Here is a 21,969-nt window from a genome sequence, read left to right as displayed (position 1 = left end):
CTTATATTTTTCGGGTTGCTACATGGGGGATAATAATGTCTCGCCATGGAAATGCTTGGTCCCCTAAGCTAACAAAATCAGGATTCATTAAACTATCTCGTTGATTATAGCTAAGCGCTTCAAAGTTACTACTTAATATCCTGCCACCGGCTTCTTCCAAAATACATTGGCTGGCGCCAGTATCCCACTCACCCGTAGGGCCTATGCGCAAATAGCAATCTGCACCACCTTCGGCAATCAAACAGTTTTTCAATGAGCAGCTACCTAAAGCAACATATTCATATTGATAGCTGTCTTTAAGGTATTGCCCCATCAAACCTAGCTCTTGGCGACGGCTGATCGCTACCTTAACGGGTTTACTGGCTTGAAATGGGTTTACCTGAATTTGCTTGGCACTATGCGTATTTTCTTTAAATGCACCGCTTCCACGCTGAGCAAAATAGGTGAGCTTGTGATCAGGCGCATGAATGACACCGATTGTTGGCCAATGATTTTCAACCAATGCAATATTCACTGCAAAATCACCGCTGCCCAGAATAAACTCACCTGTGCCATCGATTGGATCTAGCAACCAATACTTTGACCAATTCTTTCTCTGTGCAAGTTCAGCGGCAGAAGTTTCTTCAGAAATAATTGGAATATCTGGCGTAAGTGTTTTTAGGCAATCAATTATCGTGTTATTCGCTGCGATATCGGCACTTGTTACAGGGCTCTCATCTGCTTTCATTTCAGCAGTAAAATCGCCATTTTTGTAATAACCTAAAATTTCGTTACCCGCTTTTTTTGCCGTTTCTAAAGCGATTTTTAAATAACTGTCATTACTCATATGCCCCCCTTAACCGATCTATTACTAGCATCAATGCTGCTATACTTCTCGCCTCATTAAAATCAGGTTGCGCTAATAAACGAGCATAATCTTTAACAGGCCATTCAACTAATTCAAGTGGCTCTGGCTCGTCGCCTTCCAATGATTCGGGGTACAGATCTTGTGCAATAAAAATTTCCATTTTTGCGTTGAAAAAGGCCGGTGCAAGCATCACTTGATGTAAGTGCTCAAGATGACGAGCGCCAAACCCAATTTCTTCTTTTAATTCTCGATTTGCAGACTGTTCGGCAACTTCTCCGGGATCAATAAGTCCTTTAGGGAAGCCAAGTTCATAACTATGTGTACCAGCACAGTATTCCCTAACCAACAAGAGCGTGTCTTGATCTTTAAAAGGTACTACCATCACTGCGCCACGGCCACCACCTTTCATACGCTCGTATAAGCGCTTCTCACCGTTCGAAAAGGTCAAAGCAAGCTCTTCAATCGCAAAAAATCTACTTTCGCTTATCTCTTGCGCTTGGGTAATTTCAGGTAGTGTTTTAGTTTTTGTCATAGCGGCCTGCAAATAGTCTCACTTAAGAATATTCAACACTCAAGTAAGAGGTTCGATATAATGTCTATCATAAATTGTTTTTAAGGAATAAATCTATGCTTGATTGGTCAGAAATTGAAACTGTTTTACTTGATATGGACGGAACCATACTTGATTTGCATTTTGACAATCACTTTTGGTTAGAACATTTGCCTTTGCGATATGCTCAACAGCAACAAATTTCAATCGAACAAGCTCGTGAAGATTTAACCTCACATTATGAAAAAGTATCAGGCACTATCGCTTGGTATTGCCTTGATTACTGGGCCGAGCAAACACAATTGCCGATCAACGACTTAAAACGTGAAGTACAACATCTAATAGCATTGCGAGATGACGCCCATGACTTTCTTACAGCATTGCGCAATACAGGCAGGGAAGTGATCTTAGTAACTAACGCGCACCCTGACAGTTTATCTTTGAAAATTGAACGTACGGCGCTTGATCGTTACTTTGACAAACTCTACTCAACACACGAATTTGGCGCGACTAAAGAATCGCAAACCTTGTGGCAACGTTTGCAAGACAAGCAACCTTTCAAAAACAACAAAACCTTATTTGTTGATGACAATCTAGATATTTTAACGTCAGCACAAACCTACGGTATAAAGCATCTATTAGCTGTAGCAAACCCTGATAGCCAAAAAAATAGCCGGACAATTACACAATTTCCGGCTATTACTGATTTTTCTTCGTTATTGGCTGAGATTAACGCCAACCCTGTTTCACTATAAACGCAAACGATATCTGCCTTGGTTATCTGGCGTGCCAATAAACGGTAGCACGCTTTTAAGTTTTTCTGGGAAGTTTTCACCCGGTGTTAAATAACCATTGCCAGATACTTGACCGTTAGCGCCGATAAATGCGTTATAGGTCAACCCCAGTTGATTATCTGGCTCAATCGTTAACGCGATAGAGCCGTTATCACAGCCTACATTACCACTTAAGCGACCTAAGGTGATGCTCTCATCAAAAGCGTTCACTTTTGCACGTCGCCAATGGATTTGACCTTCTAATGCCTGACAAAGAGGTTTTCCTTGCGCATAAAAAGGCACATCCATTTCAACAATACCGTGAGCAGTCATCGGTATAGGTAAGGGTAATTGCTGTGCAACCATATTGGCAGGTAGAAAAATACTGGCGTTCTCTACCTGTGCATTTCCCGCTTGCATACTCAACGATAACGAACCTTCAGGACCCGGTATTAAGGCATCACCAAACGTCACATCAACCACGGGGTTGAAACTCAGTAACGACAGTAAGTTTAGTTTGGCACTGACTTTTTCAACGGTAACGGCTTCAGCATATACCTTCTGTGCTTTCATATGCCAAACTGAACCACTAACACCCTGAATAACAACATCTTTAGGTAACTTTACTTGATTTAAGATCAAGCTCGCCGGCGCTGTAGCAAATAAGAAGATCAAATAACTAACAATAAATAAAGCACTAAACCCTAACCACTTTTTCATGTTGACTAACTCTTTCCTAACTGCAGACGACGCACTCTAACCACACCGCTTTGCTCAGTATCGGTAAGATCGATACCTTTAACCCGAATACCTTCTTGTGCCGATAACGTTGCTAGCCAATCAACGAGTTTGTCAAAGCTCACTTCGTCAATCCACACTTGCAAATCTTCGCCTTGTGGTTGAATCCGAGTAATTGAAATTTGCTGACGACCGGCACTGCGATTAGTGATGCTCGATAGGCTACCGGCACTAGGACGATTAGTAGTACCACCTTTGGCTTGTTGGTATAAATTTGTCTTATCTTTTAACCACACCAACAACTCTTGTTGTCGTGTTAATTTTTTCTGGCTTGCTTCAAGGCTATTATGCAAAGGCTGCCAAATCACGGTTACAAACAAGAAAATTGCGATAAATATAGCCATGACAGCAACGAGTTGTTGTTCTCTTGGCTGTAGCGCTTGCCATTTTGCTTTCATCATTATCCCTTAATACTCATAGAACCAACAACTTGCTCACCTTGGTTATTTTGAGAGCCGATACTTACTTCTAATTTTAGCTTTTCTAAAGCCGCCTTAAATTGATCAAAGGCTTGGTAATTTTGAGCGACTGCGGTCAATCGCAGCTCATTACGCTTACCATCATATTTTACCGATTCAGGTTTAAGTTGTGGCACCGAAGCAAAAGCAGGCTGAACTTTGTCTAACAAGGCTAAAAAGCTTGCATCTTGGCTGCCTGCTCCTAATTCATCAAGCTTTCGATTCATTTGCGATCGCACATTACTCGCACTTACGCGTCTTGCATCTGGAAACGCTTGCTTATAGGTTGCAATTATCGCTTGTTCTGTCGCGGCTTGTTCTTGGTTAACTTGATACAGACTCACCGCTGTCATCACTATATGAGTAACAAGTGCAAATCCAGCAATGCTCGCTGCAATTACCCAGTGTTGTTTATGATTTGATTTGGTTAGCTTAACCTGAAATTCACCCTGCAATAAATTAACAGGTGCTTCGTGGTAATGCTTAGCGAGTAACGCTAAAGGAAGCTCTTCAAGTTGTGGTTCAACACTACAAACCGTTTCCTGATCAGTGAAATCAAAAGGTGAATAAGTTGCTAAGGTGGCATTCTCGTCTTGAAGACAAGCAGCCAGCACATGTTCAACCAGCCCTTGATCTAAAGTCATTGCTTGCCAAACGTTTTGACGAATCATGACTTGATTATCAAGACTTAGCATACTCCACTGATTATCGTTACTTGGTAAAGCAAGTGCGTCAGGGATGATGGTATCAGTATGGATGTTGGCGTCACGTAACCAAGTTTGCCAATTAAGCATTTGTGCGCGTTCAACACCGGCTAAATAGCAATTATTTTCACTGTCATCAGTAACCTCGCCATAGGCGAAGAACATATCTTCAACTTCTTGTGCAAGCTCTTCTTCAATCATGTAAGGCGCAGCCTGGCGCATCATACGTTGTGACTTGGCTGGCACATTTAACGCGTGCAAACTAACATCAGAAGCGTTTACAAATACGATAACTTTGCGATCAGAAGCTTTCGTTGTGAGTTCGGTTAACGCTTGCGTATTTGGCAATGTGCCACTGGCAATAATTTCTTGCTCTCGGGCAGAGTAAATTAACCAAGATATTGGGTCATAATCTTGGCTACCTAATCGAATATATAAGGTTTCTACCATTAATTTATCCCTATGCTTCTTCTAAGCACATCTACCCGTTTATTATTGTCGACTTTAAACGTAGACACTAACGTAAAGTAGCTATTATTGAAACTGGCACGAGCAGATAATTGAAAATAATCACTATCCACGCCTATTTGAGCTTTTTGCTCTGTTGTTAACTTAGCGTCTGTTAATACCTTTAAGGCAAAAACATCATCTGTATTTTCAAAACCATCAGTACCACGTTCACTGATGATTTCCTGTGCATCATCGCGCGAGATATCTAAAAAAGACTGCAACAACACCACATTATCTTCCGAGAGGGTATTGATGTTTAGTTGATGTAGGTTGTTGTTTGGCAAGACACAGACATAATCTTTTAAAACATTGATAGCGTCCATCGTAAAGTGTTCAATGACGCGCAGTTCTGAAAGGTCAGCTAAATAATGGTTAGCGGCTAAATGGGCAAATTCTTGGCCTGCATAATCGTTGTCTTCCGCACCGCCCGCGCTAACAATACTGGTATTTTCATCTAACCAATCTATCAGTGCATCCGTCATATATTCAGCCGTGAAATCATCGACGTTTTCAATATCTAAATTAACCAACAACCTTTCAAAGCCTATACGTTGTATAGACTTTTTACTGTTCGCTTCTTCGCTCTGTTCTTCGCGTAATGCATTAAGGTTAAAGCAGGCTTGTAAATCGGAAATTTCACCAACAATCTCGCCGTTATCAACTGGGTATGCGGTCTCTCCTTGTGCCCATATCTGGCTCAAGTTAATAAAATCAGGATCTTGATCGATTACCGTAAGCAACACACGTTTAGCCAGCGCCTCAGCTCCCATAGCATACCAATAGGCTTGCTGGTTCATCTCTAAATTTGATGCACGTTGGAGCTGCCCCATAATACGAGTACTCATTTGTGTCGCTACGATAGTGGCTAATGCAACTATAAGTAAAACAGAGATAAGTACTACGCCTTGTTGACGTTGATGGCTAACAACTTTCATTAGTCATCATCTCCCTGCTTAGAGCCATTTACATCATCACCAGCAACCAAAAACTTTCGCGTTATTTCACCTAATGCTTCTGTCGCGATTTCCACAGAAATCGCTTGCGGTAATTGATTATTCTTAGGTGGGGTGTCATTCCATTTTTTAAGATAATAATACTTGAACGACAAATCAGTAACGTCATCAAGCAAGACCCGCATTTTTGGCTCTTCGCCGGGCACAGCATCTACATGAATAAAGTGCAATCGTTGAAGCTGGTCATCTTCAATACGGTAAGCCACCGACTGCAAAGCACTGCGTGCAATCACTAAATTAGGGTTTGTCCAACCATGCCTAACAAAGGCAATAGCACCACTTTGGCTAGTGAAGCTAAGTGCATCAGTATGAATAAAATTTTCACTCGATTTATCACCATCGAGGCGCACGTGACGACGGGCTATTTGGGTAAAGTCACGCTCCATAATCAAAAACAATGTTTGTAGTTGATTAAGTTGGTTTAACTTTCGTTGACTCAGTTCATCAGACTTACGTACCGTATCAAAAACTGAAAAGCCCGCTAAACTAACCAGTGCAAAAATTGCCACGGCAAGTAATAACTCTACTAAAGTAAAGCCAGCTTGAGCACGAATATGATGAGACAGAACGTTTTTCATTGTGACGGATTAGCTACGTATGTCATAAAACTTGCGCTAGGCAATTCATCTTTTTCATTGATACGAACTTCAATGATGATTGCCCGCAAATTATTATCAGTTGTTTTCAAAACTTTTTGCTGCCAAAACCATTCTCGCTCAGCAAGTTCTACTTTACCCTTTTTATTATTTTGTGGCGGCCATCTGTCGCTTAGTACCGCTTCGGTAAGTTGGTTAGAGGCTACCCAGCTCGCGTAAGATTTTTGTTCAAGGTATTGTAAATTACCGCCACTGTTTGCAGCGGTGCCTAGCAAAGCAACGCCAGCAATAGCAAACAATGCCATCGCTAATAAGACTTCAATTAGCGTAAAGCCCCCCTGCCTAGCGAACATCAGTTAAAGGCCCTTCAATTTGTAAAGTTAGGCTATAAAGCCCTGTCACTTGATAAGTGATATCTAAATCGATCTCTGCATCAGGATCAAAGGCAAAGGTTACTTGAAATGGGCTTATATCACCGCCGGACAGAATAAACACTTGAGGAATTGCTGGTCTGTCAGGCTCTCTGAAATTATCATCTTCTGGCATCATCGCCTTGGGGTCAAACAACAAAGGACCATCATCAAGTGGCAAATCATCCAACGCAAGATCAATCATTAATTCTTCGGGGAGCTCTATCAGCGTTAGTTTATCTTGCTCAGGCAACTCAACCCAATCAGTGCCATCAAAACCGACAAACTGATAACTTTTTTTCGTAAAGACAATGCCTAATTGAACGTTATTGAGCAAGCCATACTCAGCCGCTAGGGTGAACAAACCATAAAAGCGTTCGGCTTGTTGCTCTATCTGCCTTTCAGGTTTATTCGAATAAAAATTAAATTGTACGGTTGTAACAAAGATACCAATCAAGACAATCACAAGCATGACTTCAATGAGGGTAAAACCCTTATTTTTCACCTGTGACTGCCCAAACATCATTACTGATAGTCGCCTAAGTTCCAATTACCAATATCATCTTCAGTACCCGCTTCACCGTCCGGACCAACTGAAAACACATCCATTTTACCTTGCTCACCTGGATTCAATAGTTGGTAGTCATTACCCCACGGATCCTTTGGTAAACGTTTAACGTAACCGCCTTCAGGGAAACGACGTGGCACTGGATCAATATCGGTTTGCTCAATTAACGCGTCTAGGCCTTGGTCTGTCGTTGGATAATTATAGTTATCCATTTTGTACATACTTAGTGAAGTTTCTAATGCAGTAATATCAGAAACAGCTTTTTGAATATTTGCGCGATCTTGGCTACCCATTAAATTTGGTACAACAAGGCTAGCCAAAATACCTAAAATGACGATAACAACCATCACTTCTAATAAGGTAAAACCTTGTACTTTTTTTGGAGAGTTTTTCATTTTCATATGACTTCCTTCATCCGGCTTTGTTATTTTCATAACAAGGGATTTTTTATCAAACATTAAAATTGTTAGCTAAATAAGCTTACTTGACCTACTAACCACCTATCATAGTGTTTAGCTGTAATATGGGTTGTAGTATCGCTAAAACGATAAATAACACAATAGCCGCCATACTTACCATGAGTGCTGGTTCAAACGCTTTTAAAGAAATATTTACTAGCGCCTTAAAGTCACGATCTTGGTTATCTGCTGCACGGCCAAGCATATGCTCTAACTGACCACTTTTTTCACCACTTGCTATCATATGTAACATCATTGGTGGAAATAATTTCGTTTGCTCTAAAGAAACGCGTAAACTTGTACCTTCACGGACTTTATCGCCAGCCTCTTTAATTTTTTGTTTTATGTAAAGATTATCTAATACTTCACCTGCTATTCGCATACTTTCAAGCAATGGCACTGCTGAAGCAGTTAAAATACTCAACGTTCTTGCAAAACGTGCGGTATTGATACCTTTTACGACTCGCCCGATAAAAGGAAGTTTCAATAATTTTTCATGAACCTTTAGGCGAATCGACGGTTTTTTCATTAATTGGCCAGAAGTGAAACCACTGAGAATAAACAGCAATATAATGGCTAAACCGTAATCTCTCAAGAAGTCACTAGCGGCGATTAAAAATTGCGTTGTACCCGGTAAATTTTGCCCCATATGATCAAATTGACCAACAATGTCAGGCACTACGTAAGTCAATAAAATCACAATAACTGAAATAGCGATGACGGTCATAATGATGGGATAGACCATCGCTTGAACAAGTGCTGAACGCATTTCTTGGCGTTGCTCAGTATAATCAGCAAGTCGACTTAACACTTTATCTAAATGGCCTGACTTTTCACCAGCCGCCACCATTGCTCGAAATAGTCGATTAAATATTTGCGGGTATTCAGCCATACTCTCGGCAAGGCTATAACCTTCAGTCACTTTTGTTCGCACCGCCATGATCATACTTTTGATGCGATTTTTATCACACTGTTGCGCAACGGCGACTAACGATTCTTCAATAGGTAAACCTGATTCAACTAACGTAGATAGTTGACGGGTAATAAGGGCTAATTCTGAGGCTGAAATCTTGCCTCTGCTAAAGCGTGCTGAAGTATTATCTTCTTCTTTCTTCGTTAAGCACGGGCTAACATCCATAGGAATAAGGCCTTGCTCTCGCAACAAGCCACGCACCTGCTTGGCACTATCGCCTTCGATAACACCTTTTTTATTTCGTCCGCGACTATCAACCGCTTGGTAATCAAATGCTGCCATAACTAGGGGTTAATCTTCTCTGGTAACACGTAATACTTCTTCAATAGTGGTGATGCCTGCTAGCACTTTGTCAAAACCATCTTGTCGAATACTTGGCGTTGTTTTACGGATATATTTTTCAATTGCTTGCTCGCCTTTACCGTTATGTATCATCTCGCGAGCTTTATCATCAACGACTAACAATTCATGGATACCGGTACGGCCTTTAAAGCCTTTAAAGTTGCATTCGCTACAGCCTTTGGCACGATAAACCACACGTTGATCACTGTCGGCCAGTTGAAGTATTTTACGCTCTTCGGCATCAGGTTGATGGCTTTCACGACAATGTGGACATAAGGTACGCACTAATCGCTGTGCTAATACGCCTAGTAAGCTTGATGACAGCAGGAATGGCTCTACGCCCATATCTTCCATACGGGTAATTGCACCTGCCGCAGTATTGGTATGCAAAGTAGAAAGTACTAAGTGACCCGTTAAACTCGCTTGAACGCCAATTTGTGCGGTTTCTAAATCTCGAATCTCACCCACCATTACCACATCAGGATCCTGACGCAAAATAGCACGTAAACCACGAGCAAAGGTCATATCAACTTTCGTGTTAACTTGTGTTTGCCCTATGCCTTCAATAGCAAATTCAATCGGGTCTTCCACTGTTAAGACGTTGCGCTCATTGACATCAATTTGAGTAAGACCAGCATAGAGTGTCGTCGACTTACCAGAACCGGTAGGACCGGTAACAAGAATAATACCGTGAGGTTTATCAATGAGTTCAGAGAACAAGGCACGATTGTTATCAGTCATACCTAAGTCTTGTAAATCTAAACGAGCAGCGTTTTTATCTAATAAACGTAACACAACACGTTCACCATGACCTGTTGGCATGGTAGAAACACGAACATCAACGGCTCGACCAGCAATTTTCAGTGAAATTCGACCATCTTGTGGAATACGCTTTTCGGCAATGTCGAGTTTAGCCATAACCTTGATACGTGATACTAACAATGAGGCAAGTTTACGGTTAGGCTTTAGTACCTCTCGTAATACGCCGTCGACACGAAAACGTATTTGTAAGCTAGCTTCAAACGTTTCAATATGAATATCAGAGGCGTTTTCTTTAATCGCTTCAGACAGCATTGCATTGATCATTTTGATGATCGGTGCATCGTCTTCGTTTTCAAGCAGATCTTGTGTCTCACCAACTTCATCGGCCAATGAATATAAGTCAACTTCATTACCGATATCTTCCATCATTTGCTGAGCTTCTGAAGAGTCACGTTGGTAGACTTGGGTCAGCATCAACTCAAATGCATTTTCATCAAGATAATGAATCTCGAATGCTTGCTTTAGGACACGACGCACTTCATTTAACGCTGACGGAGGTGTTGTTGATAAACAAAACACCTCAAAACCATCATTGATCTCTTGCACAAGCACGCTATGGCGCTTAGCAAAGCCAAAGGGTAATCGATACTTCACTACGTACTGCTCTTCTTCGGCAATAATATCAGTATCGAAAGATTCGACGTCGGTTATTATCTCTGACTCTGGTGTATCACTCATTCTTCAACACCTACTCGTTATTATCGTCAGCAGCTTTTTCCTGCGCTTTATCTTTCATATATTCATCAAACGATGGCGGCAAAGTTAACTGTTCATTCCACTCTTGCAGTAGTGGTAACTTTTCGTTATCCATTAAAGATAAGCCGTTTTGACGTTGCAAAATTTCTTGCGCACGCATGTAGTTATATTTGTTTTTAGTCACTTCATTCATAATGGTGCCATCACGAATAATAGTAGGACGTAAAAAGACCATTAAGTTACGTTTTCTTGTCGACGTACTGGTTGATTTAAATAAATGGCCTAATATAGGTAGGTCACCTAAAAGTGGTACCTTCTGTTGGCTTTCTTGTACATCTTCGTCAATTAATCCACCTAAGATAACGGTATCACCATGATCTGCCATAACAGTGGTCTTAATTTCACGTTTATTAATCGAGATATCAACGCCCGTTGCACCACTTACCGATGAAACTTCTTGTTCAATCGTTAATTGAACGCCAGAGCCTTCGTTTACTTGTGGCGTAACTTTTAATTTAATACCCACTTCTTGGCGGTCTACCGTTTGGAAAGGGTTGTCATTATTACTACCCGTTGTAGAGCCCGTAATAATTGGAATTTCTTGACCAACAATAAAGTAGGCTTCTTCATTATCTAGTGTCGTTATGCTCGGCGTTGCTAGAATATTAGAGTTGGTATCTGCGCTTACCGCTTGAATAATGGCACCCCAATCGTCTTTCATAACACCAAACATCATACCGCTCACAGACCCTAGTGCTTGTGCCAGTAAGCTGTAATCACCTTCAATATCATTACCTGGCTCATTAACAACAACATTACCGTTACCATCGGTAAAAGTAGAACCTGGCTCACCTGGCGTTGATTGCGCTGCTTCAATACCGGCAGCAAGTTGCGTGATTGGCACTGGTCCATTAGTAAACTGAGTACCACCACCAGCTTCTGTATACCATTGAACGCCTAAGTTAATGCCATCAGATTCGAAAACCTCAACAATAATTGCTTCAACTAATACCTGTGCACGACGAACATCTAATTGGCGAATAACCGCTTCAAGTGAACGCAACATGTCTTGTTGAGCAGTAATAACGACGGTGTTGGTGTCATCATGTGCTTCAATTGAGATATTACGCTTTTTGCTCGAGCGCGCTTTTGTTGATTTATTTGAGCTTTCTTCCGCTTCAATTGACTCACTAACGCCCTTTAATACCGGCACAATGTCTTCAGCTTTTGCGTACTTTAAGTAATACACACGGGTATTACCGTTGGTTTCTAATTCGGCATCTAAACGTTCAACCAATTTAACCACGCGGTCGCGGGCCTTTGCTTCACCAGAAATAATGACGCTATTGGTACGATCATCAGCAACAATTTTAGGGATAAGAAACGTTGGTGTTGAGGCAGCTTTGCTTGACGTAACTTTATTCATTGACTCAATAATTCGTACCATATCGCCGGCAGATGCGTGCTTTAAACGAATAATATGAACGTCTTGGTCACCCGCTTTATCAACTTTCTCAATAATGCGAACTAAGCGATTAACAACAGCTGAAGTACCCGTGATCATAATAACGTTCGCAGGGTCATAGTTAGTAACGTTACCGCCGTTCGCTTGATCGTTTAGTTGACGTAACAACGGCACGAGTTCTCGTACAGTTACATTCTTCACTTCAACAACACGAGTGATCATCTCATCACCAACACCCGCATTAACTGCATCAACTACAGGGATAGCTGAACTTTTTGCATCTTTTTGACGGATAACTTTAACAATATTGTTATCCATTTGAACGGCAGTTGCTCCATGCACTTCAAGCACATTTAAGAAGAACTGGTAGTATTGTTCTTCGGTAAGTAAATCGTAACTGCGAACATTAACCGTCCCTTTTACATTAGGATCGACAATCATGGTCTTTTGTAAATTTTTACCGACGGTATTAATAAACTCAGTTATTTTTGTATTTCTAAAGTTTGGCGAAAACGTTGTTGGTTCTGCTGCTTGCACAGCTAAGCTTAACGTTGATGCACTAATGGTGATCGCTGTTACTGCTGAAAATGCCAATGTCGTAAACAAACTTGCGCGACTTGCTTTGCGCATGGATTTAATCCTTTTCATGAAATCAATTAATACTAAATAAAATTTCTGTTAACTCGCCATCACGGTCAACAAGTAATGTTATTTCTGTTTCGCTTCGTAAAACTTTCAAAGCCTGACTCGCTTCTTGTGGCGAGGTTAAATCTAGACCATTCATTTGAATAGCAATATCACCTTGCTTTAAACCTGAGGTTCTAAAAAACTCAGGTTTCTTACCTGGGCCTAATCGATACCCCATTAATTCGTTACCTTGGCGCATTGGTGAAATTCTTAAATAATCGGTAATTTTTGCCGGGTTATTCGTCAAGTTTTGTTTTAAAACAGTAGCCTGCTTAGCAAGACTTTTGTTATCTCGTTGATCAATCACCGGTTTAGTGCGTGCAGTAGATCTTTGACTGGGTCGATTATTTCTTACACTCTGCGTTGAAGCCTTATTATATTTAACACCATCAAGCATTAACGTTTCTAAGGTACCAGACTGTTTTATTAAGACTCGGTCGTTATAAACCTTTTCAAGTGTTGCCCGTGTTTTTTCAATCTTATCACCAATACCATAAGTATATTGATTACCGCCACTTTCAATAATTGCCGACGAGAATTGCGTATCATTACTTGCGACTACACCGGTTAAGGTAAGGTTTAAACGTGTTTGAGGCGCGTCTTGAACAGTTTCTTTAACGGCTGAAGGTTGCGCATTAAATTCACCGAATAGATTGAGTGATTTAATACCCTCAACATTAATAGAAGGATCACGGTTTTGGCTTGGCTGCCCAGTTTTAGATACCTGCAATTGATTAGGCGCTGAATTATTTGGCACCATTAGCCAAGTCATCTGAGCAAACAAATAGGCAATATATACTAACAACACGCCGCTGATGACGGCAGCAATAGTTTTTTGTGGCATTTTTTCCAATGCAGATACTAAAGGTTTAATGGTTTGTTGGAGTGACATTTCTTATAATAGTTTAGGTATATATTGTCTTTTAACGCATCGATATTACTGTAGGTTGATGATATCAACAAGCACCAAGAGGTGTTTTCCTACATTTTTATCCAAGAGGCAATGATAAATAAGCAAGATGACAATCATGTTAATCGATTTTGGAATAACTATTTATGGCTAAAAAAAATCCCGAAGCCGACATTGAAAACACAGCAACTCGCCTCGATAAATGGCTGTGGGCTGCCCGCTTTTTTAAAACACGTGCAATTGCCAAACAGATGATCGATGGCGGTAAAGTGTTTTATAATGGCCAACGAACAAAATCGGGTAAAACAGTCGCTATTGGCGACAAAATTAGGGTAAGACAAGGCTACGACGAAAAAGAGATCGTTGTCATCGCTTTAGCTGATAGGAGACGCGATGCGACATTTGCTCAAACCTTATACCAAGAAACAGATTCAAGTATGAAAACGCGCGAAGATACAGCACTCGCTCGTAAACAAGGCATTTTATTCAGCCCTGCAACTGATACTAAACCAGACAAAAAACAACGTCGACAAATTCGACAATTGAAAGAAAGGATATAACGCTTATGTCTACAAACGACGTATTGCATCGTTATTTATTTGACAATATGCACGCACGTGGCGAGCTTGTTCAATTAGAAAAAACGTACCAAGACATTATTGCTAACCATAATTACCCAGATGGCGTGAAACAACTATTAGGTGAATTGCTATCAGCAACTTGCTTATTAACCGCCACTTTAAAGTTTGAAGGTGAAATCACTGTGCAATTGCAAGGCAATGGCCCTGTTAGTTATCTAGCGATTAATGGTGATCATCAACAAAATATGCGTGGTGTTGCAAAACTTGCGCAGCATAGTGATGAAGTTGGCCTTGAGCAATTAATCGGTAAAGGTACGATGGTGATCACTATTCGTCCTAAATCTGGCGAACCTTATCAAGGTATTGTCGCGTTAGAAAAGCCAACTCTAGCAGCGTGCTTGGCAAACTATTTTGAAACATCAGATCAAATCCCTACTTCTGTTTGGCTATTTACAGATCTTGAAAAATCACTCACCGGTGGTGCCTTAGTTCAATTGTTGCCAGATAGTGAAGATAAAGAGCAGCAACTGGCTGACTATAATCACTTGTGCCAATTAACCAACACAATTAAAGCACAAGAATTATTTAGCCTAGACGCTCAAGATTTATTATATCGCTTATATCATCAAGAAGATGTTCGTATCTTTGAACCTCAGGCAGTGAACTTTCTTTGTTCATGTTCTGAAGAAAAAGTAATGACTGCTATTAGCCAACTGGGTCAAGAAGAAATAAAAGAGATACTTGAAGAGCAAAATGAAATAGCGACAAGCTGTGACTTTTGTTTAACCACTTATCGTTTCGACAAAACGCACTTTGCAGCGTACTTTTCTGATAAAAAGCATTAGTTTTAATTAAAAATGATCTCAAGGGCACTTTTTGTGCCCTTTTTTTATGTCAAAGCCTTATCTACCGATTACCACCTGATAACAAAACTCACTATCAAAATTATAGCATTGTAGTTTTTTTACATACAAAAACCTGCAAATTAAGCAAACCTTGTAATAAAAGATGAAAACTTTCAGTCACAAAAAATTATTGCTTTTTTTTTAGCAGATTATCCCCTAGAATTGGCGCCTCAGAGACAATCTGAACATAACCTTAATTTTTATTTATACCCATTGGAGAGTATGAACTATGTCAACTGCGGCAAAATCGATTGATTTAACTCAATACGGCATCAATAACGTATCTGAAGTTGTTTACAATCCGTCTTACGATTTACTGTTTGAAGAAGAAACTAAATCTGGCCTTGAAGGTTATGACAAAGGTTATGTAACAGAACTTGGTGCAGTTTCAGTTGATACAGGAATTTTTACCGGCCGTTCTCCAAAAGATAAATACATTGTTCGCGACGATACAACGCGTGACACTGTTTGGTGGGCAGATCAAGGTAAAAATGATAACAAGCCAATGAGCCCTGAAAATTGGTCTAGCTTAAAAGACTTGGTGGTTACACAATTATCAAGCAAGCGTTTATTCGTTGTTGATACGTTTTGTGGTGCAAACGAAGATACACGCTTAAAAGTACGTTTTATCACTGAAGTAGCATGGCAAGCACACTTTGTTAAGAATATGTTCATTCGCCCAACAGACGCTGAATTAGAAAATTATGAACCTGATTTCGTCGTAATGAACGGTGCCAAAACAACAAACCCGAACTGGCAAGAACAAGGCTTAAACTCTGAAAACTTCGTTGCCTTTAACTTAACAGAAAAAATGCAGTTAATCGGCGGTACATGGTACGGCGGTGAAATGAAAAAAGGTATGTTCTCAATGATGAACTACCTATTACCATTAAAAGGTATTGCGTCAATGCACTGTAGTGCTAACGTTGGTAAAGATGGTGATACAGCAATCTTCTTCGGTTTATCTGGCACAGGTAAAACAACGTTATCTACCGATCCAAAACGTGAATTAATTGGTGATGATGAGCACGGTTGGGATGACAACGGCGTATTTAACTTTGAAGGTGGTTGTTATGCGAAAACCATTAACTTATCAAAAGAAAACGAACCAGATATCTACAACGCGATTCGTCGCGACGCATTATTAGAAAATGTAACGGTAGACGCTGAAGGTAACATTGATTTTGACGATAACTCAAAAACAGAAAACACGCGTGTTTCTTACCCAATTCACCATATTGATAACATTGTTAAGCCAGTTTCTCGTGCAGGTCACGCGAAAAAAGTTATCTTTTTAACGGCTGATGCTTTTGGTGTACTACCACCGGTTGCGAAATTAACGCCAGAGCAAACTGAATATTATTTCTTATCAGGTTTTACGGCTAAATTAGCTGGTACTGAACGTGGTATCACAGAGCCAACGCCTACTTTCTCAAGTTGTTTTGGTGCGGCGTTCTTAAGCTTACACCCAACACAATATTCAGACGTATTAACTAAGCGCATGAATGCTGCAGGTGCAGAAGCTTACTTGGTAAATACTGGCTGGAATGGCACAGGAAAACGTATCTCAATTAAAGATACGCGCGCTATCATCGATGCAATTTTAGATGGCTCAATTGAGAATGCTGAAATGGTTGAGTTACCACTATTTAACTTACAAGTACCAACGGCATTACATGACTGTGATAGCAACATTCTTGATCCACGTAACACCTACCAAGATGCTGCTGATTGGGAGTCAAAAGCGAAAGGCCTAGCTGGTCGTTTTGTGAATAACTTTGAGAAATTCACCGATACAGATCACGGCCAGTCGCTAGTAGCAGCAGGTCCTCAGCTGTAAATTTAGTGTTTAGAATCGAAAGCCGCTTAATGCGGCTTTTTTTATGCCCAATAGACTGTTAGATATAAGCTTTTCATCCTGCTATAGTACTTAAAAACAACAAGCTTTCTCGACTATGATAACTCTTGTAAACATTACTCTTTGCTTAATTATTGCCTTCTCTAGCCTTAGTTTTGCAGGCACACAAGAAATTGATTACGACACACTGGTTGTTCAAGCACAAAATACTCCACAAAAAACTGAAAGCAATTTAAAGCAACTCCTGTCAACACCTGATGACCTGTCTCCTGCAGGGTTGGTCGACGTCTATTTACTTTTATCTCAAATTAGTTTTCAGCAAGGTAGACATCAAGACTCGATGCGCAGTGCTCAACGTGCCTTAGCACTTAGTAAAGAGGGTCAATTAGCAAAACAGTTCGCTTTAGCTAAAGTATTCATTGCCCATAACCTGTTTGAAAGGCATGACTATCAAATGGCATTACGCTATTTAAACGAAGCGCTACCTTACTTTACTGACATTGACGACCAAAAAATGATGGCCAACATCTATATCACGATTGCCAGATCATATAGCGGGCTTGAGCAAGAGCAAGATGCCTTACTTGCTTACCTGTCGTCATTTCAAATTATTTTATCACACCAACGTTGGAATCAGCTTGTTGGCGCATATACAGGCGTTTCTGAGCCCTACTTGTGGATTGACGATGCAATCGAGCAAATAGATAAAGTTCAACATGAAATTATCAATTCATCACCGTACAAAAAAACAAATTCAGCGAGCCGTTTAATCGACAACATTGCCATTTGGCAGTTTTTTACCCTCTTGTTTTTTACCTTAGTTATTTTGGCTTATTGGGCATTTCTTCAGCGAAAATATCAAATAGTTCACCTAAAAAAATTAACAGAAGCACAACAAGAACATATCACCACGATTAGTACTATTGGACAAGAAGTCACCTCAAGCCTAGAACTAAATACTGTAGCTGAGTATGTATATAGCCATATTAAAGAGCTGTTTAATGCTGATGTGTTTTCAATTGGTATTTATAACAAGAACCAAAACCTTATTGATTTCCCGTTCACGATAGAAAAAGGCAGAGCGCTAGAAGACTATCAAATTCACATGACGGACAACGAACGATTAGCCGTTTGGTGTATTAAAAATCAAAAAGAAGTCGTTCTGAGCCAGATATCAGATAGCAGCAAGTATGTAACCACTGAACAAACGGCAGCTGCCGGTGGCATGATGCAGTCTATTGTTTATATTCCTTTAATGATTGAACAAAACATTGTTGGCTGTATTACTGTGCAACGTGAGCAAGAAGGTAGCTTTAATGAGTTGCAACTTAATATGATGCAAACCATTGCTTCTTATACTGCTATCGCTGTTGATAACGCACTAACCCACCGAGAACTGAAACAAGCATCAAATACTGATTATTTAACAAAGCTAAGAAATCGTCGTGCGTTTGTTGAAAAGGCAGAGTATCAATTGAACGTGATTGAGCGCGGGAAACATGAGCTTTGTTTTGCAATAACCGACATAGACAATTTTAAGCAATTTAATGATACCTATGGTCACGATTGTGGTGATTATGTATTAAAAGAAATTGCTAAGACTTTTATTTCATTAATTCGTAAGCAAGATATTGTTGCACGCTGGGGCGGTGAAGAATTTGTTTTTATGCTGCCAAATACTAACTTGGAAAATGCGCAATTTTTGTTGGATAAAGTAAGAGCGACAATAGCTGCTCAACACTTTAGTTACCAAGGTCATGAATTTAAGATTTCTTTAACCTTTGGCGTGACCCAAGCTAAACCTGAGGCTGGCTTAACTAAATTAATGAATACCGCTGATGAAGCGCTTTATTTAGGCAAACAAAACGGCAAGAACATCGTTATTACCAAGGAATATGAAGCGCTATAAAGCCTTATTTAATTGGTAATTTTATGGTTGCTTTTAAGCCGCCTGCCTCACGATTTGATAACGATATTTTGCCACCGTGTGAATCAACAATCCTTTTTATAATGGCTAGACCTAAGCCTGAACCCTCTGTGCCACGCGCCTTATCACCTTGAGTAAATGGCGTAAATAGCAATTCCATTTCTTCAGGGCTCATACCCTCGCCTTCATCTTCTACCGAAATAGCGACAAGCTTGTCTTCTTTATCAAACATTGTAGAAATAATAATTTTGCCTTGTGTATAGCGCAAAGCATTTTGTACCAAGTTAACGAGTGCTCGCTTAATGGCAATATATTTAATAGGTACAAGCGGGGTATCGACAATTGATACTTCAAACTCCCGCCCTGAAATACGTTCAGCTTGAACAACTTCGTCTACTAACTCGTTAATGTTAGCTAGTTCGCGTTTATCTAACGTGTCATGTCGAATATAGTCGATGAATTGATCAATAATATTATTCATATCATCAATGTCACTTTCGATACCTTCTTTCAAAAATGATTCTTGATCAGACATCATTTCACTGGCTAATCGAATGCGTGTTAAGGGTGTTCGTAGATCGTGAGAAATACCAGCCATCAATAAATTTCTGTCGGCTTCAAGTCGCTTAATCCCTTTAGACATATGATTAAAAGCATGCGTTACCGCAACCACTTCACTTGTGCCTTGAGGCTCTAGGGGCTCAGGAAATTCACCACGCCCTACTTGATTAGCTGCGCGTTGCAATGCTCTAAGCGGCCTGTTGAGTTGCCGCACAAACAGCCAGCCACCAACAACACTCATGCCTCCAATGACCATCAGAACAACAATGAGGGGCAGTAAGTTAGCTTCTTCAAGGCCTGACAACGGAATTTTAACCCACAAAGATGGCGCTTGCGGTGGGCGAATCCAAAATAAGTACTCTTCACCTTCTGAAATGCGTACTTCAGCGGGGCCATTGAGCAGCTTACTCATTTCCATTGAGCGATACGGGTAGTAATCGGCGTTTTCTAAACCAAGCTGCATCGCTTCTTGTTCACGGTAAACACCAATACCCGTTTCTCTATGGAATGCTCTTGCCATTTTAGGGCTCATAACAACGTCTTGAATATCAATAAAAACAACGCGTATTTGTTTGGCAAGTAACTGATTAATTTGATGAGAACTTGGCTGAATAATATAAATCGCCATTGACGCGTAGGCGACGATCTGATTGACGAGCAGTAACACACCAATCAACGAAACTGTTTGCCCGAAAGCACTACGAGGCATTAATTTCATTTCATCACCTTAGCGATTTATATACAGCAATTAACATTGTAACGTTAAGCGACTTTTTGACCATCAGGCACAAAAACGTAGCCTAGCCCCCAAACCGTTTGAATATAACGAGGTTTAGCAGGATCTTCTTCTAACATTCTACGTAAACGCGAGACTTGTACATCGATACTTCGTTCTAACGCAGAGTAATCACGACCACGTGCCAGATTCATTAGCTTGTCGCGAGATAACGGCTCTCTAGGGTGCTGCACCAACGCTTTAAGCACCGCAAATTCACCGCTTGTTAGTGGCATATTGACTTCACCTTGACGCATTTCTCTTGTCGCAAGATTCAACTGGTAGTCACCAAATTCAACGACATTTTCTTCCAGAGAAGGTGCACCTGGCGCTTCTTGCACTCGACGGCGCAATACTGCTTTTATTCTTGCTAGCAATTCACGAGGGTTGAATGGTTTTGGCATGTAATCGTCGGCGCCAAGCTCTAGGCCAATAATGCGATCAACTTCATCACCTTTAGCCGTTAGCATAACAATTGGAATATCATTATTTTGTTGGCGTAAACGACGGCATATTGATAAACCATCTTCACCAGGCAACATTAAATCAAGCACCAACAAGTGAAAGTTTTCACGCTCTAGTAAACGATCCATTTGCTCAGCATTAGCTGCACTTCTCACAACATATCCTTGCTCAACAAGGTATCGTTCAAGTAATGCTCTTAGTCGCATATCGTCATCAACAACGAGTACTTTTGGTGTTTCTTGGCCCATAACTTATCCATTAGTTGGTTTTCTATAGCTACACTATAAGTGATCAAAGACATTTTGAAATAAAAGATGGCTGTTTTATCACCGGCAAATTGTTACAAAATATAAACTTTATCGAATAAGTAAGTGGAAATTAAGATGATTTTCATCTTAATTTGAAACATTTAGCCGTTTAGTTGCGTGAATTAATAACAAATGTGTAGAGCCACACAAATAATGAGAAATACGTTAAACGGCGACAACGTTTAGCATTTAAATGACACCCAATTTATTTTTGGCACTCGATAAAGAGCCTATAAGGTCAGTAAAGTTACAAAAGCTGACAATACACTATTTGGGTTTATTGGCTTTTGATCCCCCCGACATTGGCCTAAGTTTTTGCAATATAATTTCTAACGTATTATTTCTATGGTGTTACTGATACTTCTTAGTAATACACCTCAACCAGTTAAAGAAGTATGTTAACCCAATGAAAAGGTGAAATTAACTGTGTTTTAGCATTGGATATTACTAAGAACTCTCAGTAATATCCCAGCACTGGGATATTGCTAGTTGATGGAGTGGTTAACAAATTGATTTATTAGTAGTTTCTGCTACTTTAAAGGCACGTTGGTAGACGGATATTACTGAGACGTCTACGTAATAAACTGTTAGGTAACCAGATGAATAAGTGTCTATTTCTAGTTTTGTTATTTGTTTCATTGAGCGGTAATGCCGCAGATATAAAGCCTTTTCCCCGCGCAAAAATTTCAGTTGAGCAGTGGCAGGGTTATTTTGATTCGGTAGCTAAAGAGTTCGGTGAAACTAAAAGAGTTTATGAAGAACATAACTTGGTAGTTTTTTCTGATGATGCTCAACGTGCAAATATCGCTTTCACAACAATAAACCATCCCGCTCACCCTGCATGGGTGACAAGGTATGTAACACAAGACAATGAATCTGTGTATGTTGCACAAATAGGTTACTTCGCTGGAGAGGAGCCTCCATTTGCCAAACTATTTAAAGACTATGCAAAATTAAATGAAAAAGTTAAAGAGCATATGGGTCTGGAAGCTTGGGATAAATAGGTTAC

The 21,969-nt window shown here is 40.2% G+C and carries 22 protein-coding genes; 6 read left to right on the top strand and 16 right to left on the bottom strand.

The genetic code is table 11. The features are described 5' to 3' along the window. Position 1: 1 nt before the first annotated feature. Positions 2–826, bottom strand: coding sequence for a 3'(2'),5'-bisphosphate nucleotidase CysQ (cysQ, locus tag QQK02_RS11480; protein WP_284208179.1), 825 nt, complete (start codon positions 824–826; stop codon positions 2–4). Next, positions 819–1,379 (bottom strand): ADP compounds hydrolase NudE, encoded by a 561-nt coding sequence (gene nudE / locus QQK02_RS11475; RefSeq protein WP_284208178.1) that lies wholly within the window; start codon positions 1,377–1,379, stop codon positions 819–821. Before nudE ends, cysQ begins: the two co-directional genes overlap by 8 nt. Before the next feature lie 95 nt (positions 1,380–1,474). On the opposite strand from nudE, the gene yrfG reads away from it, so the two are divergent. Beyond that, complete coding sequence (gene yrfG / locus QQK02_RS11470; RefSeq protein ID WP_284208177.1) at positions 1,475–2,152, top strand: GMP/IMP nucleotidase; 678 nt, start codon at positions 1,475–1,477, stop codon at positions 2,150–2,152. Here yrfG and QQK02_RS11465 read toward each other — a convergent pair. From QQK02_RS11465 to gspC, 12 genes are all read right to left on the bottom strand, one after another. After that, complete coding sequence (locus QQK02_RS11465) at positions 2,147–2,890, bottom strand: type II secretion system protein N (protein ID WP_284208176.1); 744 nt, start codon at positions 2,888–2,890, stop codon at positions 2,147–2,149. The genes yrfG and QQK02_RS11465 overlap by 6 nt on opposite strands. Before the next feature lie 5 nt (positions 2,891–2,895). Further along, positions 2,896–3,369 carry a type II secretion system protein M gene (locus QQK02_RS11460; RefSeq protein ID WP_284208175.1) on the bottom strand — a complete coding sequence of 158 codons (474 nt, stop codon included), beginning with the start codon at positions 3,367–3,369 and terminating at the stop codon, positions 2,896–2,898. Further along, positions 3,369–4,580 carry a type II secretion system protein GspL gene (gene gspL, locus QQK02_RS11455; RefSeq protein WP_284208174.1) on the bottom strand — a complete coding sequence of 404 codons (1,212 nt, stop codon included), beginning with the start codon at positions 4,578–4,580 and terminating at the stop codon, positions 3,369–3,371. The genes QQK02_RS11460 and gspL overlap by 1 nt, the downstream gene beginning before the upstream one ends. Continuing rightward, on the bottom strand, positions 4,580–5,575 hold the full coding sequence (gene gspK / locus QQK02_RS11450) for a type II secretion system minor pseudopilin GspK (RefSeq protein WP_284208173.1): 996 nt from the start codon (positions 5,573–5,575) through the stop codon (positions 4,580–4,582). Before gspK ends, gspL begins: the two co-directional genes overlap by 1 nt. Continuing rightward, positions 5,575–6,231: a type II secretion system minor pseudopilin GspJ gene (gspJ, locus tag QQK02_RS11445; protein ID WP_284208171.1), complete on the bottom strand. Its 657-nt coding sequence runs from the start codon at positions 6,229–6,231 to the stop codon at positions 5,575–5,577. The genes gspK and gspJ overlap by 1 nt, the downstream gene beginning before the upstream one ends. Beyond that, a complete protein-coding gene (gene gspI, locus QQK02_RS11440) occupies positions 6,228–6,602 on the bottom strand; it encodes a type II secretion system minor pseudopilin GspI (protein ID WP_284208169.1) in 375 nt (124 codons plus the stop codon). Before gspI ends, gspJ begins: the two co-directional genes overlap by 4 nt. Then, complete coding sequence (gene gspH / locus QQK02_RS11435) at positions 6,592–7,164, bottom strand: type II secretion system minor pseudopilin GspH (protein WP_284208168.1); 573 nt, start codon at positions 7,162–7,164, stop codon at positions 6,592–6,594. Before gspH ends, gspI begins: the two co-directional genes overlap by 11 nt. 20 nt (positions 7,165–7,184) lie before the next feature. Further along, positions 7,185–7,622: a type II secretion system major pseudopilin GspG gene (gene gspG / locus QQK02_RS11430; RefSeq protein WP_407705041.1), complete on the bottom strand. Its 438-nt coding sequence runs from the start codon at positions 7,620–7,622 to the stop codon at positions 7,185–7,187. 97 nt (positions 7,623–7,719) lie between these two features. Beyond that, positions 7,720–8,940 (bottom strand): type II secretion system inner membrane protein GspF, encoded by a 1,221-nt coding sequence (gene gspF, locus QQK02_RS11425; RefSeq protein WP_284208166.1) that lies wholly within the window; start codon positions 8,938–8,940, stop codon positions 7,720–7,722. A gap of 9 nt (positions 8,941–8,949) precedes the next feature. Then, positions 8,950–10,500 (bottom strand): type II secretion system ATPase GspE, encoded by a 1,551-nt coding sequence (gene gspE / locus QQK02_RS11420; protein ID WP_284208165.1) that lies wholly within the window; start codon positions 10,498–10,500, stop codon positions 8,950–8,952. 10 nt (positions 10,501–10,510) lie between these two features. Next, a complete protein-coding gene (gspD, locus tag QQK02_RS11415) occupies positions 10,511–12,613 on the bottom strand; it encodes a type II secretion system secretin GspD (protein ID WP_284208163.1) in 2,103 nt (700 codons plus the stop codon). Positions 12,614–12,635: 22 nt separating this feature from the next. Further along, positions 12,636–13,562: a type II secretion system protein GspC gene (gspC, locus tag QQK02_RS11410; RefSeq protein ID WP_284208162.1), complete on the bottom strand. Its 927-nt coding sequence runs from the start codon at positions 13,560–13,562 to the stop codon at positions 12,636–12,638. A 164-nt stretch (positions 13,563–13,726) separates the two neighbouring features. Here gspC and QQK02_RS11405 point away from each other — a divergent pair, with 164 nt between their 5' ends. From QQK02_RS11405 to QQK02_RS11390, 4 genes are all read left to right on the top strand, one after another. Then, the gene (locus tag QQK02_RS11405; RefSeq protein WP_284208161.1) at positions 13,727–14,140 is read left to right on the top strand and encodes an RNA-binding S4 domain-containing protein; all 414 of its coding nucleotides are present in this window, start codon (positions 13,727–13,729) and stop codon (positions 14,138–14,140) included. 5 nt (positions 14,141–14,145) lie between these two features. Then, positions 14,146–15,006 carry an Hsp33 family molecular chaperone HslO gene (gene hslO, locus QQK02_RS11400; protein WP_284208160.1) on the top strand — a complete coding sequence of 287 codons (861 nt, stop codon included), beginning with the start codon at positions 14,146–14,148 and terminating at the stop codon, positions 15,004–15,006. A 289-nt stretch (positions 15,007–15,295) separates the two neighbouring features. Then, entirely contained in the window at positions 15,296–16,906 is a 1,611-nt protein-coding gene (pckA, locus tag QQK02_RS11395; protein ID WP_284208159.1) for a phosphoenolpyruvate carboxykinase (ATP), read from the top strand. A gap of 115 nt (positions 16,907–17,021) precedes the next feature. Beyond that, positions 17,022–18,833 carry a sensor domain-containing diguanylate cyclase gene (locus QQK02_RS11390; RefSeq protein WP_284208158.1) on the top strand — a complete coding sequence of 604 codons (1,812 nt, stop codon included), beginning with the start codon at positions 17,022–17,024 and terminating at the stop codon, positions 18,831–18,833. Between the two features lie 4 nt (positions 18,834–18,837). Here the strand turns inward: QQK02_RS11390 and envZ are convergent, their stop codons facing one another. After that, a complete protein-coding gene (gene envZ / locus QQK02_RS11385; RefSeq protein WP_284208157.1) occupies positions 18,838–20,130 on the bottom strand; it encodes a two-component system sensor histidine kinase EnvZ in 1,293 nt (430 codons plus the stop codon). A 44-nt stretch (positions 20,131–20,174) separates the two neighbouring features. Beyond that, complete coding sequence (gene ompR / locus QQK02_RS11380; protein WP_284208156.1) at positions 20,175–20,900, bottom strand: osmolarity response regulator transcription factor OmpR; 726 nt, start codon at positions 20,898–20,900, stop codon at positions 20,175–20,177. A gap of 659 nt (positions 20,901–21,559) precedes the next feature. Between ompR and QQK02_RS11375 the strand changes: the two genes are divergently transcribed. Further along, positions 21,560–21,964: a hypothetical protein gene (locus QQK02_RS11375; protein ID WP_284208155.1), complete on the top strand. Its 405-nt coding sequence runs from the start codon at positions 21,560–21,562 to the stop codon at positions 21,962–21,964. Positions 21,965–21,969: the final 5 nt, after the last annotated feature.

The sequence above is a fragment of the Thalassotalea eurytherma genome, assembly GCF_030161415.1.
In the GTDB taxonomy this organism is placed as follows: Bacteria; Pseudomonadota; Gammaproteobacteria; order Enterobacterales; family Alteromonadaceae; genus Thalassotalea_G; species Thalassotalea_G eurytherma.
This window is presented reverse-complemented; position numbering and strand designations above follow the sequence as displayed.